Origin of the sequence: Streptomyces sp. BF23-19, assembly GCF_041106355.1 — a bacterium.
GTDB classification, from domain to species: Bacteria; Actinomycetota; Actinomycetes; order Streptomycetales; family Streptomycetaceae; genus Streptomyces; species Streptomyces virginiae_A.
The window spans coordinates 56,679-72,278 of the sequence record NZ_JBGBPT010000009.1; the positions used below are offsets into that span (position 1 = coordinate 56,679).

A 15,600-nucleotide genomic window follows, 5' to 3' on the forward strand; every position below is an offset into this window, starting at 1 on the left:
CGGGCTACCGGGGGCGGGGGTGAGCCCCCGCCCCCGTGCCCGTCAATGGCCCCGCGCGATCCACTCCTCCACGTGCGGCGCCTCGTCGCCGACGGTCGTCGCGTCGCCGTGCCCCGTACGGACCACCGTCTGCGCCGGAAGGCTCAGCAGCCGGTCCCGGATGGAGTCGATGATCGTCGGGAAGTGGGAGAAGGAGCGCCCGGTCGCGCCGGGCCCACCGGCGAACAGCGTGTCGCCGGTGAAGACCGTCCCGAGCTCCGGCGCGTAGAAGCAGACCGCGCCCGGTGCATGCCCGGGCGTGTGCAGCACCGTGAGTTCGGTGCCCGCCACCGACACGACCTGGCCATCCGCCAGTTCGCCGTCCGGCGACCGCTCCGGGTGGGTTTGCTTCCACAGCGGCAGGTCGTCACCGTGGAGCAGGATCGGCGCGCCGGTCCGGTCGGCGAGCGCCGGGGCGGCGTCGATGTGGTCGTTGTGTGCATGGGTGCACACGATCGCCCGGAGGGTACGACCGCCGAGCGCGGCGGCGATCGCCTCGGCGTCGTGCGCGGCGTCGATGACGATCGCCTCGCGGTCGTCACCGATGATCCAAACGTTGTTGTCGACGTCCCACGTGCCGCCGTCCAGGCTGAACGTCCCGCTGGTGACCAGGTGTTCAATACGCACGTCGGCCATCACAGCACCACGACCGAGCGCAGCACCTCGCCGTGGTGCATCCGCTTGAAGGCCTTCTCGACCTCGTCCAGCGCGATGGTCTCGCTGACGAACGCATCCAGGTCCAGCCGACCCTGCAGGTAAAGGTCGATCAGCATGGGAAAGTCGCGACTGGGCAGGCAGTCCCCGTACCAGCTGGACTTGAGTGCGCCGCCGCGCCCGAAGACGTCGAGGAGCGGCAGCTCCAGCGTCATGTCGGGCGTCGGGACACCGACCAGCACCACCGTGCCGGCCAGGTCGCGGGCATAGAACGCCTGCCGGTACGTCTCCGGGCGGCCGACCGCCTCGATGACCACGTCCGCACCGAATCCGCCGGTCAGCCTGCGGATCACCTCGACCGGGTCCGTCTCCTGGGAATTGACGGTGTGGGTGGCTCCCAGCTTCCTCGCGGTTTCGAGCTTCCGCTGGTCGATGTCCACCGCGATGATCTTCGCGGCGCCGGCCAGCCGCGACCCGGCGATCGCAGCGTCGCCGACCCCGCCACAGCCTATGACGGCAACGCTGTCGCCACGCCCGACGCCCCCGGTGTTGATCGCGGCGCCGATGCCCGCCATCACCCCGCAGCCCAGCAGTCCGGCCACCGCCGCCGACGCGGCGGGATCTACCTTCGTGCACTGCCCGGCCGCCACCAGGGTCTTCTCGGCGAAGGCGCCGATGCCGAGAGCCGGGGACAGCTCGGTGCCGTCGAGGAGGGTCATCTTCTGCTTCGCGTTGTGGGTGTTGAAGCAGTACCAGGGGCGGCCACGCAGACAGGCCCTGCACTGGCCGCACACCGCACGCCAGTTGAGGATCACGAAGTCGCCCGGCACCACGTCCGTCACGCCCTCGCCGACCGCTTCCACGATGCCCGCGGCCTCGTGGCCGAGCAGGAAGGGGAAGTCGTCGCTGATGCCGCCGTCGCGATAGTGCAGATCCGTGTGGCAGACCCCGCAGGCCTCGACCTTCACCAGCGCCTCGCCCGGGCCGGGGTCGGGCACGTTGATCGTTTCCAGAGTGACGGGAGCACCCTTCTCCCTCGCGACAACAGCACGGACCTGGTGAGCCATGGCCACTCCTCGACTGATCTGAACCCGGAGAGATGAGTTGCTCATTACGGCACGCATCGCATGTACCGCAACATCAGCATCGTAGAGGCCCGAACGTCAGTCAAGAATCCTGCGCGTCAGACCCGGCCCGATTGTTTGGGCGACTGCATCCTCGCGGAACGACGGTCGCTGCCGCCCGCCACGAGGACCCGGCCTTCGCGAGCGAGGTCGCGCCGAAGGCCCAGCGCCCGGTGCGCAGTGGCCCGGCCGGGGACCATCCGCGGGTGGCCGGGTCGAAGCGGAGCGCGCTCGGGAAGCCCGCGTCCAGCGTTGCCGGGTCCGCTCCGCCGAGGACGAGGACCTCGCCCGAGGGCAATGGCAGCGCCCTGGGATAGCAGCGGGTCCACGGCAGCGGCGGCTCGTCACGCCAGGTTCCGGTCTTCGGGTCGTAGCATTCCACGCCGGTCGGGCCGTACGGGTCGAAGCGGGCGTCGTGGGAGCCCGAACGTCCGCCGCCCACGGCGAGAACGGTGCCGTCGGGCAGCGGGACGGCCTGGTGGCCGAACCGGGCGTCGCGCAGCGCTCCGGTCGCGCTCCAGGTACCGGTCTTCGGGTCATAGGTCTCGCAGAGGGCGAGCGCGGTCTGCACGGTGCGCCCCGTGTCCGCCACGCCGCCGACCGCGAGGAGGTGTCCGTCCGGCAGCGGCGCCGCGATGTGGTGCCAGCGGGCATCGGCCATGTCCCCGGCGGGTGACCACGTCCGGGTTTCGGGGTCGAAGAGCTCGGCGGTGGTCAGGGTGCCGGTGGTCCGGGCGTCGTGGGGGCGGTTGCCGCCCGCTACGAGCACCCGGCCATCCGCCAGCAGGGTCGCCGAATGCCCGTACCGGGCACCGGACATGGGATCGACCTCCGTCCAGGTCCCGGCCCCCGGGTCGTAGAGCTCGGTGCTCGCGAGGGTGTGCGGTGGGAAGGCCTGTGGGCCGGTGCTGCCGCCCGCGGCCAGGACCGGGCCGTCCTGGAGCACCGTCAGCGAGTGCATGCGGCGCGCCTCGCGCAGGGCGCCCGTCCCGGTCCACGTGCCCCGGGCCGGGTCGTGGAGCGCGGCGGCGGAGAGGGCGACGAGCAGGCTTCCGGCGCCGCCCGCGGCCAGGGCCCGTCCGTGGTGGAGAAACTCCCGGATTGTCGGCTCCCTGCCTGCTTTACGCAGGTCAAGGGCAGTGCTCGGAGCCTACAACGGTTCGCTTCTCCGGTCAGCTCCCCCAGGCCTTCCCTGGTCGATCGACAGGATCCGCCGTTCATTCGGCCCAGATGTCCATCAGCTGATTCGCCGCACGGAAATTGTCGGGTGAATCCACGTTGCACACGACGGTGACCGCGGTGTCGCGGTCCGGGCTCACCTTGAAGGTGCTGTGGAACCCCTCCCAGTCGCCGCGGTGCACCAGGCTCTTGTCGGGGAGAAGGAGGATTCCGGCCCCGTACCGGCCTTCCTCGATGCCGCGCGGGCGCAGGACGTCGCCCACACTCACCGCTCCCCCGGTGACTCCGGTGAGCAAGGGTGTTCCGCCTATGCGACCGGTGCGGTAATTGTCGGCCCAGCGCACGAACTCTCCGGGGGTGGTCTGGACCGAGCCGTCTCCGTACTGCTTCCAGGGGGAGGAATTGGGACTGAAGGAGCCGTCCTTCTCGTCGTACGACTTCGCCTTGCCGGGAACGTCCACCGCCGGGGACAACGTCATGCGCAGGTGCAGTGGGGCGAAGAATTCCTGTTGGAGGAAGGTCGGGAACGGCTTGCCGGTGACCCTCTCGACGACGTGCGCCAGGAGGACGTAGTTGGAGTTGGAGTAGGAGAAGCGCTCGCCCGGCGGTTCTTCCGGCTGCGAGGCGAGGATGGCCGCGATCGCTTCCTTCTGGCCGGCCGGATCCGTCACCTCGATTCCCTTGGCCTCCAGCAGATCCTGGTAGTCGGTGATGCCGCTGGTGTGACGCATCAGGTCGCCCAGCGTGACGTCCCGGGTCCAGGCGGGCGGGTCGTCGAGGTATGCGGACAGGGGGTCGTCCAGCGCGAGCTGGTGCCGTCCGGCCAGTAGAAGGACGGCGTCCGCGGTGAATTGCTTGGAGTTGGATGCCATGTCGAAGACCGTCTTCGGGGTGATGGTGCGCCCGGTCGTCAGATCGGCCTTCCCTCTCCCCGCCTCCCAGACGACGCTTCCCCGTTCGCCGACGGCTGCCGCGCAGCCGGGGCCGTCAGGAGAAGGCACCAACTCCTGGAGCACCTCTGCGCTGCGCCTCTCGCGGTCGTCGCCGGTCGCGGACGCCTGCGGGTGCGCGGCACCGGACAGCACCACCACGGCGATCATGGCGCCCCCGGCGGCGCACAAGGACACCGTCCGATTCACGGACACCACCTTCGGTCGGGGTGTCGAAGAAGGATGCGGTGACGGCTTGGGCGACCGCCGTACGCGTGGCCGTGGCATCGGCCCTCCGGTCACTTCGGGGTGATCGTGAACGGTTTCCACCCGAGGCCCGCCACGCATGTGGTGTCGGGCGCGGTGGGACGGGTGAGGAAGGACGCCAGCACCTTCTGGGCGCAGGGCGACTGCGGGACCACCCAGTGCCCGATGCCGGGGACCTGCACGGTGGTCGAACCGGGCAGCGTACGGGCGGTCTTCTGCGCCCAACTCGCCCCGGTCTTCATGTCGCCCGTGCCGTTGATGAAGAGGGTCGGCACGGAGCTGACCGGCGCCACCCGCACCGTGTCGGTGCGGTCCGGGACGTTCCAGACGCGGCACACCTGGTCCTGGAAGGCCAGTTGAGGTGCCTGGGCCAGGACCTGGTCCGGCCAGGCGGGGAACGCCCGGCGGCCCGCGTTCAGCACGTCGGACGCCGAGTGGTCCGGCACCCACTCGCTGCACACCACCGAGTTCGTCAGACCGTGGGCGCTCTGGCCGACGACCGGGACCGAGCCGGCGGCGCGGGCCCGGGCGAAGCGCTCCGGACGGCCGCGGGCGAGTTCGTCGATCGCCGCCGGGACCTCGGCGAACGGGATCGCCTTGGCCACCAGCAGGTTCACCAGCGCGCCGCCGTCGAGGACGACCTTCACCGGGTCTCCGCCCTGCGGCGGCGCGACGTTCAGCGTCAGGGGATGGGCCTCCAGCTTGCGCACCTGCTCGTTCAGGGTGCGCTCGAGGTCCGGGTAGCGGCTCTTGCAAGCCGCCTCCGCCGCGCAGGCCTTGTAGAGGTTTTCGAGGCCCTCCCGGGCGCCGGCCCAGGCGAAGGGCAGGGAGACGTCCTGCGCAGGGGCGATGGAGTCGAACGCCACCGCGCGGATCCCCTGGGGGTGCAGGCGCAGGTAGGTCAGGGCCAGGTTGCTGCCGTAGGAGTGGCCGTAGACGTTCCACTGTTTGATGCCGAGCGCGGTGCGCAGGTCGGCGAAGTCGGCGGCGTTCTCGGTGCTGTTGTAGGCACTGAGGTCGGTTCCGTCGGCCGTCAGGCGGGCCCGGCACTGCTTCACCGCGTCGAGCATGAGCTTTTCCGTCCGCGGCGCGTAGGAGGGGAGGCCGACGGACGTGGCGTAGAAGCGGTCCAGCTCCGGGCAGGCGAGGTTCGGCCGGTCGTAGAGGTTGCCGCGCTGGGCCATGACGATCAGGTCGCGGTCCCGGTTCAGGCCGGAGGAGACGAGGAACGGGATGTCGTCGAAGGTCTCGCCTCCGGGGCCGCCCGACATGAACACCACGGGGTCCTGGGCGGGCTTCGCCGAGGCGGCCGGGATGACCGCGACGGCCAGCCGGATGGTCCGCCCGCCGGGACGGGCACGGTTCTCGGGGACCTCCAGGAATCCGCACCGGGCGGTGGCCAGCGCCTCGATCGGTTCAGGCGTCGTGGGGCAAGGACCCGGCACGAAACGTGACGCGACCCCGGCGGGGCCGGTGACGGTCCCGGAATCGGCGTTCCGCGGGGCGGCGCCCGCCGAGGTCGGGCCGAATGCCGCCAGGAGGGCCAGACCGGCCCCGGCGACTGCCATCCCATCGCGGTACCTGTGCTCTGCCATGTGATCCCGTTCCTCTGCCGATCGACGGCCGGCCACCGGGCGACGCAGCGGCGGTATGGGCGGAACGCACGTATTTCGACGTTACCGGCTGGTCCGGACGCGTGCACACGGGCGGCCGCCGGCCACGCGCACCGCGCCCTTCTCCCCCAGGAGCGGTCTCACCTCGAGCACCTGCCGGCCGGGAACGAGCACCGCACCGGGGTGGGGACCGCCGCCCGCCCCCTGCGACGTCGCGACGTCGCGTGAGGTCCGCCCCGCTGCCGACAGCCCGCAGAGGTTGGAGGATGGAGTATGAGCAAAATCCGGGAGCACTCCGGCGCCGGCTGCTCGGTTCGGCCATGAGCTCCTCCGCTCGCGCTCGGTCTCCTCGTTCAGGGCACCGCCCAGAGCGCCAGGAGCACGCCCCACCCCCCGAGGGAGGGGCGGCCCGGCGGCCGCAGCGCCTTTCCTCCCTCCTGAGCGCGCGCAGCGTGGCCGGCGAGGTGTTCCTCCTCCAGCTGGCCGTCGTGGTCCTGCTCGTCGCCGCCGCGGTCGTGGCGCTCGTGGTGCAGGCCCGGAGCTCCGCGATGCTGGACGCGCGGCACCGTACCCTCGCCGCCGCCGGAACGTTCGCGGAGTCTCCGGGGATCGTCGCCGCCGTACGCAGCCCCCACCCCAGCGCGGTGCTCCAGCCGAGCGCCCAGGCGGCCGCGAAGATCGCCGGGGTCGACGGCATCAACGTGTACACGCTCGACGGGGTCACCCTCGCCCACAGCGACCTGCGGCAGATCGGCAAGCGCGTCGTCGGCCCCTTCTCCAAGGCGGCGGCCGGCACGTCCTTCACCGAGACGTTCGCCGGGTCCCTGGGGCAGTCCGTGGTCTCGGTGGTCCCCGTCAAGGACGACGACGGCAAGGTCATCGCCGTCGTCTCCTCCCCCGTCACGGTCCAGAACGTCCAGAGCATGGTGAACGGGCAGCTGCCGGTCGTCCTCGGCACCGCGGCCGGGGTGCTCGCCCTGTCCGCGGGCGGGACGGCCCTGGTGAGCCGTCGGCTGCTGCGCCGGACCCACGGCCTGGGTCCGGCCGAGATGACGAGCATGTACGAGCACCACGACGCGGTGCTGCACGCCGTACGGGAAGGCGTGCTGATCATCGGTGGCGGCGGGCGACTGCTGCTGGCCAATGACGAGGCGCGGCGGCTGCTGGACCTGCCGGCGGACGCGGAAGGGCGGCCGGTCACGGACCTGGGTCTGGAGGAGGGGATCGCCGATCCGATCGCCTCGGGCCGTTCCGCGACCGACGAGCTGCACATGGCGGCCGATCGGCTGCTGGCGGTGAACATCCGGCCCACCGCCCCCTACGGGAAGGCCGGGACCGTCGTCACGCTGCGCGACACCACGGAGCTGCGGGCACTCGCCGGCCGGGCCGAGGTGGCCCGCGAGCGGCTGAAGCTGCTGTACGACGCGGGGGTGCAGGTCGGCACGACGCTGAACGTGGAGCGCACCGCGGAGGAACTGGCGGAGGTGGCGGTCCCGCGGTTCGCCGACGTGGTCACGGTCGACCTGCTCGACCCGGTGCTGCGCGGCGAGGAGCCGCCCGAGGTGGTCACCGAGATGCGCCGCACCGCCGTCGTCGGCCTGCGGGACGACCATCCGCTCTCACCCGTCGGCGAGGTGATCCGGTTCGGGCCCACCGGCCCGATGGCCGCCGGGCTGGCCGGCGGGCGCGCGGTCCTGGAGGCGGACCTGCGCGCCTCCCACCGCTGGCGGGCCCAGCACCAGGCCAACGCCGCGCAGATCCTCGATCGCGGCATCCATTCCCTGATCGTCGTGCCCCTGCGGGCCCGGGGCGTGGTGCTGGGCATGGTCGGCTACTGGCGGGGGCAGGACTCCCCGCCGTTCGACGGGGAGGACGTCTCCTTCGTCGAGGAGCTGACCGCCCGTGCGGCGCTGTCCGTGGACAACGCCCGCCGGTACACCCGCGAGCACGACATGGCCGTGACCCTGCAGCGCAGCCTGCTGCCCCGGGGCGTACCGGAGCAGTCCGCCGTCGAGGTCGCGCACCGCTATCTGGCCGCCCAGGCCGGGGTGGGCGGTGACTGGTTCGATGTCATCCCGCTGCCGGGCACCCGGGTGGCCCTGGTGGTCGGCGATGTCGTCGGTCACGGTCTCTACGCGGCCGCCACCATGGGCCGCCTGCGGACCGCCGTGTACAACTTCTCCACCCTCGACCTGCCCCCGGACGAACTCTTGAGCCACCTGGACGAGCTGGTCACCCACATCGACACCGACGAGCAGGAGTGGCAGGGGATCACCGGGGCCACCTGCCTGTGCGCCATCTACGATCCGGTCTCGGGGCAGGTGACCGCGGCCAGCGCCGGGCATCCGGGCCCCGCTCTCGTCGGCCCCGACGGAAGCGTGTCCTTCCCCGAGATGCCGGTCTCCCCGCCGCTGGGCCTGGGTGCGGGTCTGCCCATGGAGACCATGGCGCTCACCCTGCCCGAGGGCTCCCGGCTGGCGCTCTTCACCGACGGGCTGATCGAGAGCCGCGACCGTGATCCGGACGCCGGCCTGGCAGCGCTGCGGGCCGCCCTGTCCGGGCCCGCCCGCACCCCGGACGAGACCTGTACGGCGGTGATCGAGGCGATGCTGCCCTCCAGGCCCAGCGACGACGTCGCGCTGCTGGTGGCCCGCACCCGCCTGCTGGATCCGGAGCGGATCGCCGAATGGGACGTGGAGCCCGATCCGGCGGCCGTGTCCCCGGTGCGCAACGCCTGCGCGCGCCGACTGGCGGAGTGGGGTCTGGAGGACATCTCGTTCACCACGGAGCTCATCCTCAGCGAGCTGTTGACCAACGCCATCCGCTACGGCACCGAGCCCATCCGGGTGCGACTGCTGTACGACCGCTGCCTGGTCTGCGAGGTCTCCGACGGGTCCAGCACCTCCCCGCACCTGCGCCGGGCCGCGGACACCGACGAGGGCGGCCGCGGTCTGTTCCTCGTGGCGCAGTTCGCCGAGCGCTGGGGCACCCGCTACACCGCCCGCGGCAAGATCATCTGGAGCGAGCAGGGGCTGCACGCGGGGGACGCTCCGGCCTCGATGGATCTCGGGGAGGCGCTCCTGGCCGGGTGGGACGACGAGGGGCTCTGAGACCGCGCCGCTACGGCAGCCGCAGGGAAGACGGCGGACACCACGGTCGGGGACTGCGCCGCCGAGGCTGCCGAACGTACGCTGGCCTCGATCGGTACGCGTTCCCCCGTTATGGAGCCTTTGTGCCCACACCCCGTCTCCGGACAGTCTTCGTCGCCGCCCTCCTGGCCCTCGCAGGCGCGCCCCTCGGCGCCTGCGGCGACAAGCCTGTCGCCGAGCCCAGTGCCCCCGCGGTGGCCACCTCCGCGGCGGACGCCGGCGGTATGGCGGCACTGACCGCGGCGGCGAAGAAGGAGGGCGCGCTCAACACGATCGCCCTCCCGAGCGACTGGGCCAACTACGGCGCGCTGATCGACGGCTTCGAGAAGAAGTACGGGATCAAGGTCGCTGTGGAGAACCCGGACGGCACCAGCCAGGACGAGATCAACGCCCTGAAGGAGCACAGACGCGACGGCCGCGCCCCCGACGCGATCGACGTGGGGGACTCGTTCGCCCAGTCGGCGGCCCGGCAGGGCCTGCTCGCTCCGTACGAGGTCGCGGCGTTCGACCGGATCCCCGAGGACCAGAAGGACAGGCGCGCCCGCTGGGCCAACAACTACGGCGGCTACATCTCGATCGGCTGTGACGCCAAACGGGTGAAGACCTGCCCCTCGACCTTCGCGGATCTGCGCAAGCCCGAGTACAAGGGCCAGGTCTCGCTCAACGGCGATCCCACCAAGTCCGGCTCCGCCTTCGCCGGCGTGTACGCGGCGGCCCTGGCGAACGGGGGGTCCTTCGACAACATCCAGCCCGGAATCGACTTCTTCGCCGAGCTCAGCAAGAACGGCAATTTCATCCCGATCGAGTCCTCACCGGAGACGATCGCGAAGGGCCGGACCCCGATCAGCATCGACTGGGACTTCCTCAATCTCGAATACGCCGACCAATTCCGGAAGCAGGGCGCGGACGTGGACTGGCGGACCGCGATCCCCTTCGACGGCAGCTTCGCCGAGTACTACGCGAGCGGGGTGAACAGGGACGCCCCGCACCCTGCGGCGGCCCGCCTGTGGCAGGAGTACCTCTTCAGCCCGGAGGGCCAGAACCTGCGGCTCGCCGCCTACGCGCGCCCCGTCCTCATGGAGGCCATGGCGCAGGACGGCACCCTCGACAAGGCCGCCGCGGAGAATCTGCCGACGGTCGAGGGCACACCGACCTTCCCGACGGAGGGGCAACGGGAGAAGGCCCGCGAGACGGTCAACCGCAACTGGACCAAGGACGTCACCGGCTGACCCCCGGCCGGGGCGGTCGAGGGCGGCGAGGAGCGGGGCAAGGGCCGGGCGGCGGGGGGCGCGCTGTCAGGTACGCTCCCCCGCCGCCCGGGTTCTCAGGAGGCTCGGACGCGGGTCGCGTCGGCCTGTTCGCCGCCCCACACGAGGGCGACGGGGGTGGCGGTCGGCTCCTCGGGGGTGGCGAGCCATCCCAGAAGTGCGCCGTCGCGGGTGACGAGGACGGCGGCGGAGCCCGCGGGCAGGTCCAGCGTCCAGCCACCGCCGGTGCCGGTACCGGTGACCCGGTCGGCGGCGTCGGTGGGGTTGAAGGCGCCGATGACGCGGACGCCGCCCCGGCCGGACCGGCTCAGTACGCGGGCCCTGCCGTGCGCCGCGGTCGGGCGCGGGCCGGCCGGAGCCGGGAGCGCGGCGGCGAACGCGGCGAGGAAGGCGGCGACCGTGCCGGCCGCGGGCTCGCCGGCCGGGAGCGTCAGCTCGCCGGGCCCGTCGCCGTCGGGGTGTCCGGCCCGCAGCACGGCGACGGGTACGGGGGTGCCGTCGGCGGGGGGCGGGGGGGGCTCACCGAGCCAGCCGAGCCCGATCAGCCGTCCGGAGTCGGCCAGTTGGCCGTGCACGGATTCGGCGAGTTCCGCGAGGACGGTGCGGCCGGTGCGCTGCCAGGCGCCGACCTCGGGCAGGGCCCGGTCGACGAGGACCACCGCGTCACGGTCCAGGACGGAGCCGGACAGCAGGTCGCCGTGGCGTTCGAGGAACGTGGACAGCAGCCGCAGGCCCTGGGCGTTGGCCTGGTGGGCGCCGCCCTCGGCGAGCGGTGCGCCGGGGGTGTAGGGCGGTGCGTGCAGGGCGGGATCCACCCCTTCGGCGCGCAGTCCGTCGGAGTCCATGTCCACCAGCGGGCCCCAGTTCTCCGTGGCGCAGGCGGTGTAGACGCTGACGGTGGTGGAGCCCAGAAGGAGGGCCAGCAGGGCGTTGAAGACGGGGGTCGCCGGCCGGGCGAAGGACTCGTCGGTCCAGGTGAACCCCCAGTTCGCCTCGACCACGTCGGTGCCGCCGAGGAGGATCCCGGCCAGGTGGGAGCCGAAGGCGGCGGTCTCCCTGGCCGGGTTGCCGATCCATTCGGTGTGGCCGACGAAGTACCCGGAGCCCTGGACGGCGCGCTGCCGGGCGGCCCAGGCGTCGAGGGCGGCGCGCGGTGCGGTGACCTCGGTGAGGGGGACGTTGACGAGCCGGGCCGGGCCTTCGGGGAACAGCGCGGAGATCCGGTCCCAGAGGCCGACGACGGCGTGCCCGGACCAGCGGGCCCACTGCTGCCGCGTGGCGCCGGTCCACCGGGTGACGTCCTCGGTGGCGAGGGCGGCCTCGTCGGTCAGGCCGTGCCGGGTGAGCCAGCGGGCGAAGGCCCTGCGGGCGGGCGGCGAGGCGTCCTGGGCGTCCACGGGGAGGTGGGCGTCGCCGCAGGTGCCCTCGTTGCCGAGTTGGAGGGCGACGACGGGGCCGCCGGGGGCGGCGGCCGGTGCGACGACCTCGTCGGCGACGGCCTTCAGCCAGGCCTCGGTCTCGGCCTGGACGGCCGGGTCGAGCAGGCTGGGCAGCGGCTTGCCCTGGGAGGTGAGGACGGTGCCGTCCAGCCCCTGGTAGGGGGTGTGCCCGGGGCCGCAGAGACGGTCGGGCAGCCCGCCGAGCTGGACCTCGGCGTGGATGAAGGGGCCGGGCTTGAGGAGGACGCCCAGCCCGGCGGCGGCGGCCAGTTCCAGCAGTCCGACGATGTCGCGCTGCGGGTCGGTCTTCCCGGTGAAGTCGAAGGCGCGGTCACCCTGCGTCCCGAGGAGCGGGTCGCCGGTCTCGTGGAAGCGCCACGGGAGGTAGCAGGAGACGACGTCCACGCCGAGGGCACGCAGGTCGCGCAGGTCGCCGGCCCAGTTGGTGGGGGCGGCCCGGTAGTACGGGTACTCGCCGACGACGACGGGCCGGGTGGTGCCGGGGACGAGCGCTTCGGCGAGCGAGGTGCGCGGGGCGGGGCTCATGCGACGGCCTCGTCGTGCGGGGGTACCAGGACGACCTTCAGGGCGGTGTATTCGGCGCCGGGTACGGCCGCGAGGGCCTTGAACGCCTCTTCGTGGTCGGCGAGGGCGAAGCGGTGGGTGACCACGCGCTCCAGCGGCAGCTGCCGGGCCAGTTCGACGGCCTTGGGGAAGATCATGCTGTTGTAGTCGCCGGCACCGATGATCTGCAGGCCGCGCTGGAGCAGGGTCAGCGGCCGGACGGTGGCGGAGGCGTTGCTGTTGAAGCCCATGACGACGACGCGGCCGCGTACGGCGGCGTAGCCGATGCTCTGCTCCAGGAGGTTGCCGACGGAGTCGACGACGAGGTCGCCGCGTCCGGTGAGGGCGGGGTCGTCGGGGGTGTGGACGGTGACGCGGCCGCCGAACTCGGGGGCGTCGAATATCTCCTGGCCGAGCCGGCCGCGTACCGGGTCGGGTTCGACGAGGAGAACGGTGGCGCCGTAGCGCTGGGCGGCCATGGCGGTGACCACGCCCATGGGGCCGCCACCGACGACGACGGCGGTCTCGCCGGCGGCCAGGCGGCCGGCCTCGATGTTGTTGAGCGCGCAGGCGAGGGGTTCGACGACGACGGCGCGGTCGAAGTCCATGTCGTCGGGGATCGCGTGGCAGAACAGCTCGGGGAGGCGGATGAACTCGGCGAAGGAGCCGTCGTAGTCCAGGCCGACCTCGGTCCCGGCCTTGCGGACGCAGAAGTTCCAGTGGCCTTCGAGGCAGGTGGGGCAGGTGCCGCAGTACAGGGTGGGGTTGACGATGACCCGGTCGCCGACGGCGAAGCGGGTGACGCCCGGGCCCGTGGAGTCGACGACGCCGACGGCCTCGTGGCCCATGACGACACCGATCTCGGCCGGGAACTTGCCGACGAGGACGCTGCGGTCGGTCCCGCAGATGCCGCTCTGGGTGACGCGGATGACGAGGTCGTCCGCGGCCTGCGGCTCCGGCTTGGGGTGGTCGACGAGGGTGAGCGTGCGGTCGGCGGTGAGCGTCAGGGCCTTCATGATTCCTCCCTCACGGGCACGGCGGCGGCGCGGCCCAGGTCCCAGCGGATGGTGTCGAGCAGCTGCTTGTGGAGTTCGGGGGTGGCGGCGGCGATGCAGGACTTCTGGTTCATCGGGCCGAGGTCCACCAGGGAGGTGCTGCCGAGGTCGTCGCCGTAGGCGTCGGTGATGACGACGTCGGCCTGCCGGGCGAGGTAGACGACGGCGGCGATGTCGTAGGGGAAGAGGTGCAGGATCGAGCCGCGGCCGACCCGCAGGAACGCCTCTTCGGTGTCCGGGTGGTCGCGCAGCACGCGGTTGCCGATGTCGACGTAGGCGTCGAGCTGGCCGGTGATGATGCGGGAGATGGAGAAGGTGCTGCTGTTGAAGACGAAGATGCCGCCGGTGTTGGCCGAGCTGTCGACGAGGTGGCCGTACGCCTCGGCCATCAGGTCCATCGGGTGGCCGTTGAACTCGATCGACCAGAACATGTGGGTCGGGTCGGTGTTCCGGCTCAGGCGTGGGACCGGGGTGGCGAAGCCGCCGCTGTCGAGGCCGTCGGTGTCGTCGCCGTAGAGCCAGGCGCCGCTCTTGATCTCGACCAGGCAGGCGGCGTCGACGTCGGCGAGGGTGGGTGTGCCGTCGCCGTAGGGGGCGGCGGCGATGGACACCATGCCCATTTCGAGACCGGCCGAGGTGGGGCGGGTGCCGTCGATGGGGTCGACGACGAGGAGGATCTGCGGCTCGGGGGCGAGCTCCACGTAGGAGCCGTCCTCGGTGTAAAGGGCCGCGGGGACGTGGGCGTGGGCGCGCAGATAGTCCAGTACGGCCTTCTCGGCCACCTCGTCGACGTCGAACTGGGCGTCGCCGCCGGGCGAGTCGCCGTGGACGCTGCGCGCGCGGCCGGTGGCCTCGTAGGCGAGGAGTTCGGCGCGGACGTGCTGTCCGAGGGAGGTGAGCAGTCGCTTCATCGGGTTGCCCGCGGTCATCGGGCCAGCTCCGTGAGGAAGAGGTTCTCCAGGTTGTCGCAGATCTCCTCGGCCTGGTCCATGGTGAGGATCAGCGGCGGGCGGATCTTGAGGACGTTGCCGTAGCCGTAGCGCGAGGTGCGCAGGATCAGGCCGTGGTCCATGGCCCTGGTGGCCAGGTGGTTGGTGAGTTTCACGGCGGGCTTGCCGTCGGCTTCGGCGATCTCGAAGCCGATCATCAGTCCGACGCCGCGGACGTCGACGATCTGCGGGTAGCGGCGCTTCATGTCGTTCAGGCGTTCCATGATGTAGCCGCCCGTGCGGGTGACGTTCGCCAGGAACTCGGGCTGCCGCACGATGTCGAGGGTGGCGTTGGCCGCGGCGGCGGCCAGCAGGTTGGCGCCGTAGGTGAAGGAGTGGTGGTTCGCGGGGAGGCCGGCGAGCCGCTCGTTGGTGATGATGGCGGCGACCTGCGCGCCCGATCCGCCGAGGCCCTTGGCGGTGGTGATGGCGTCGGGTTCGACGTCGAAGTACTGGGCCGCGAACATGTGGCCGGTACGGCCGATGCCCGTCTGGATCTCGTCGAATATGAGGGCGATGTTCTGCTCGTCGCAGAAGGCGCGTAATTTCTGCATGTAGCCGTCCGGCGGGACCATGTTGCCGCCGTTTCCGGAGATCGGCTCGATGAGAACGGCGGCGACCCGGCCGGAACTCGCGTAGTCGACGAAGTCCTCCAGCCGGTCCACGCACATCATTCCGCAGGAGCCCTCCTTCTGCCCGTAGAAGCAGCGGAAGCAGTACGGGTCGGGGACCTGGAGGCTCCCGGGAAAGAGGTTGGGGAACGGCTCGCGGCGGAATGCGTTGCCGGACATCGACGTCATCATCATCGTCTGTCCCACATGGCTGCGGAACAGTGTGATGACCTCGGACTTGCCGGTGGCCATCTGGGCCATCTTGATGGCGCCCTCGTTGGCGGCGGAGCCGCCCGAGACCTTGGGGTGCACCTTCGTCAGATTGTCCGGGGAGACCTCGACCAGCCGCCGGACCAGGCCGTTGACCGGGTCGCTCTGGTAGGACGAGGTGATGTGGACCACCTTGTCGAGCTGGTCCTTCATGGCGGCGACGACGGCCGGGTGGGAGTATCCCAGGCTCAGGTTGAAGGTCGCCGACGCGCAGTCGAGGTAGCTCCTGCCGTCCTCGTCGTAGAGGTAGACACCCTCACCCCGCGCCATCTTGTGGTCGCTGACGGGGTAATAGATGTGCTCGGTAACGTCCTTGGTTTCCATCGGTCCCTCTCACACGGGTCGTTCGAAACGTCAGAATCTGGACGGAGGAAAGACAACTCACACCCAAGGGAAAAGAAGTGGGAAACGGCGACTTGATGCCCGTGGGGGGGGCGGCCCGGATATTTC

The 15,600-nt window shown here is 71.5% G+C and carries 11 protein-coding genes; 2 read left to right on the forward strand and 9 right to left on the reverse strand.

The genetic code is table 11. The annotated features are described in order from the left end of the window. Positions 1–42 precede the first annotated feature (42 nt). From AB8A24_RS07865 to AB8A24_RS07885, 5 genes are all read right to left on the reverse strand, one after another. On the reverse strand, positions 43–675 hold the full coding sequence (locus AB8A24_RS07865; protein ID WP_369475212.1) for an MBL fold metallo-hydrolase: 633 nt from the start codon (positions 673–675) through the stop codon (positions 43–45). Beyond that, positions 675–1,760: an S-(hydroxymethyl)mycothiol dehydrogenase gene (locus tag AB8A24_RS07870; protein ID WP_328960640.1), complete on the reverse strand. Its 1,086-nt coding sequence runs from the start codon at positions 1,758–1,760 to the stop codon at positions 675–677. The genes AB8A24_RS07865 and AB8A24_RS07870 overlap by 1 nt, the downstream gene beginning before the upstream one ends. Positions 1,761–1,860: 100 nt before the next feature. Further along, positions 1,861–2,778 carry a Kelch repeat-containing protein gene (locus AB8A24_RS07875; protein ID WP_369475213.1) on the reverse strand — a complete coding sequence of 306 codons (918 nt, stop codon included), beginning with the start codon at positions 2,776–2,778 and terminating at the stop codon, positions 1,861–1,863. Positions 2,779–3,034: 256 nt separating this feature from the next. Next, on the reverse strand, positions 3,035–4,135 hold the full coding sequence (locus tag AB8A24_RS07880; protein WP_369475214.1) for a serine hydrolase domain-containing protein: 1,101 nt from the start codon (positions 4,133–4,135) through the stop codon (positions 3,035–3,037). 89 nt (positions 4,136–4,224) lie between these two features. Further along, positions 4,225–5,760, reverse strand: a complete 1,536-nt coding sequence (locus AB8A24_RS07885) for an alpha/beta fold hydrolase (RefSeq protein WP_369475215.1) — start codon at positions 5,758–5,760, stop codon at positions 4,225–4,227. A 350-nt stretch (positions 5,761–6,110) separates the two neighbouring features. Here AB8A24_RS07885 and AB8A24_RS07890 point away from each other — a divergent pair, with 350 nt between their 5' ends. Both AB8A24_RS07890 and AB8A24_RS07895 read left to right on the forward strand, forming a co-directional pair. Further along, positions 6,111–8,915, forward strand: coding sequence for a SpoIIE family protein phosphatase (locus AB8A24_RS07890; protein ID WP_369475240.1), 2,805 nt, complete (start codon positions 6,111–6,113; stop codon positions 8,913–8,915). 122 nt (positions 8,916–9,037) lie between these two features. Further along, positions 9,038–10,183, forward strand: a complete 1,146-nt coding sequence (locus tag AB8A24_RS07895) for an extracellular solute-binding protein (protein ID WP_328960644.1) — start codon at positions 9,038–9,040, stop codon at positions 10,181–10,183. A 95-nt stretch (positions 10,184–10,278) separates the two neighbouring features. Here the strand turns inward: AB8A24_RS07895 and AB8A24_RS07900 are convergent, their stop codons facing one another. The 4 genes from AB8A24_RS07900 to AB8A24_RS07915 are packed head-to-tail and all read right to left on the reverse strand — an operon-like array spanning position 10,279 to position 15,474. Next, entirely contained in the window at positions 10,279–12,207 is a 1,929-nt protein-coding gene (locus tag AB8A24_RS07900) for a beta-galactosidase (protein ID WP_369475216.1), read from the reverse strand. Beyond that, positions 12,204–13,241, reverse strand: coding sequence for a zinc-binding dehydrogenase (locus AB8A24_RS07905; protein ID WP_369475217.1), 1,038 nt, complete (start codon positions 13,239–13,241; stop codon positions 12,204–12,206). Before AB8A24_RS07905 ends, AB8A24_RS07900 begins: the two co-directional genes overlap by 4 nt. Further along, on the reverse strand, positions 13,238–14,209 hold the full coding sequence (locus tag AB8A24_RS07910; RefSeq protein ID WP_328960647.1) for an inositol monophosphatase family protein: 972 nt from the start codon (positions 14,207–14,209) through the stop codon (positions 13,238–13,240). The genes AB8A24_RS07905 and AB8A24_RS07910 overlap by 4 nt, the downstream gene beginning before the upstream one ends. Next, complete coding sequence (locus tag AB8A24_RS07915; protein WP_369475218.1) at positions 14,206–15,474, reverse strand: aspartate aminotransferase family protein; 1,269 nt, start codon at positions 15,472–15,474, stop codon at positions 14,206–14,208. The genes AB8A24_RS07910 and AB8A24_RS07915 overlap by 4 nt, the downstream gene beginning before the upstream one ends. Positions 15,475–15,600: the final 126 nt, after the last annotated feature.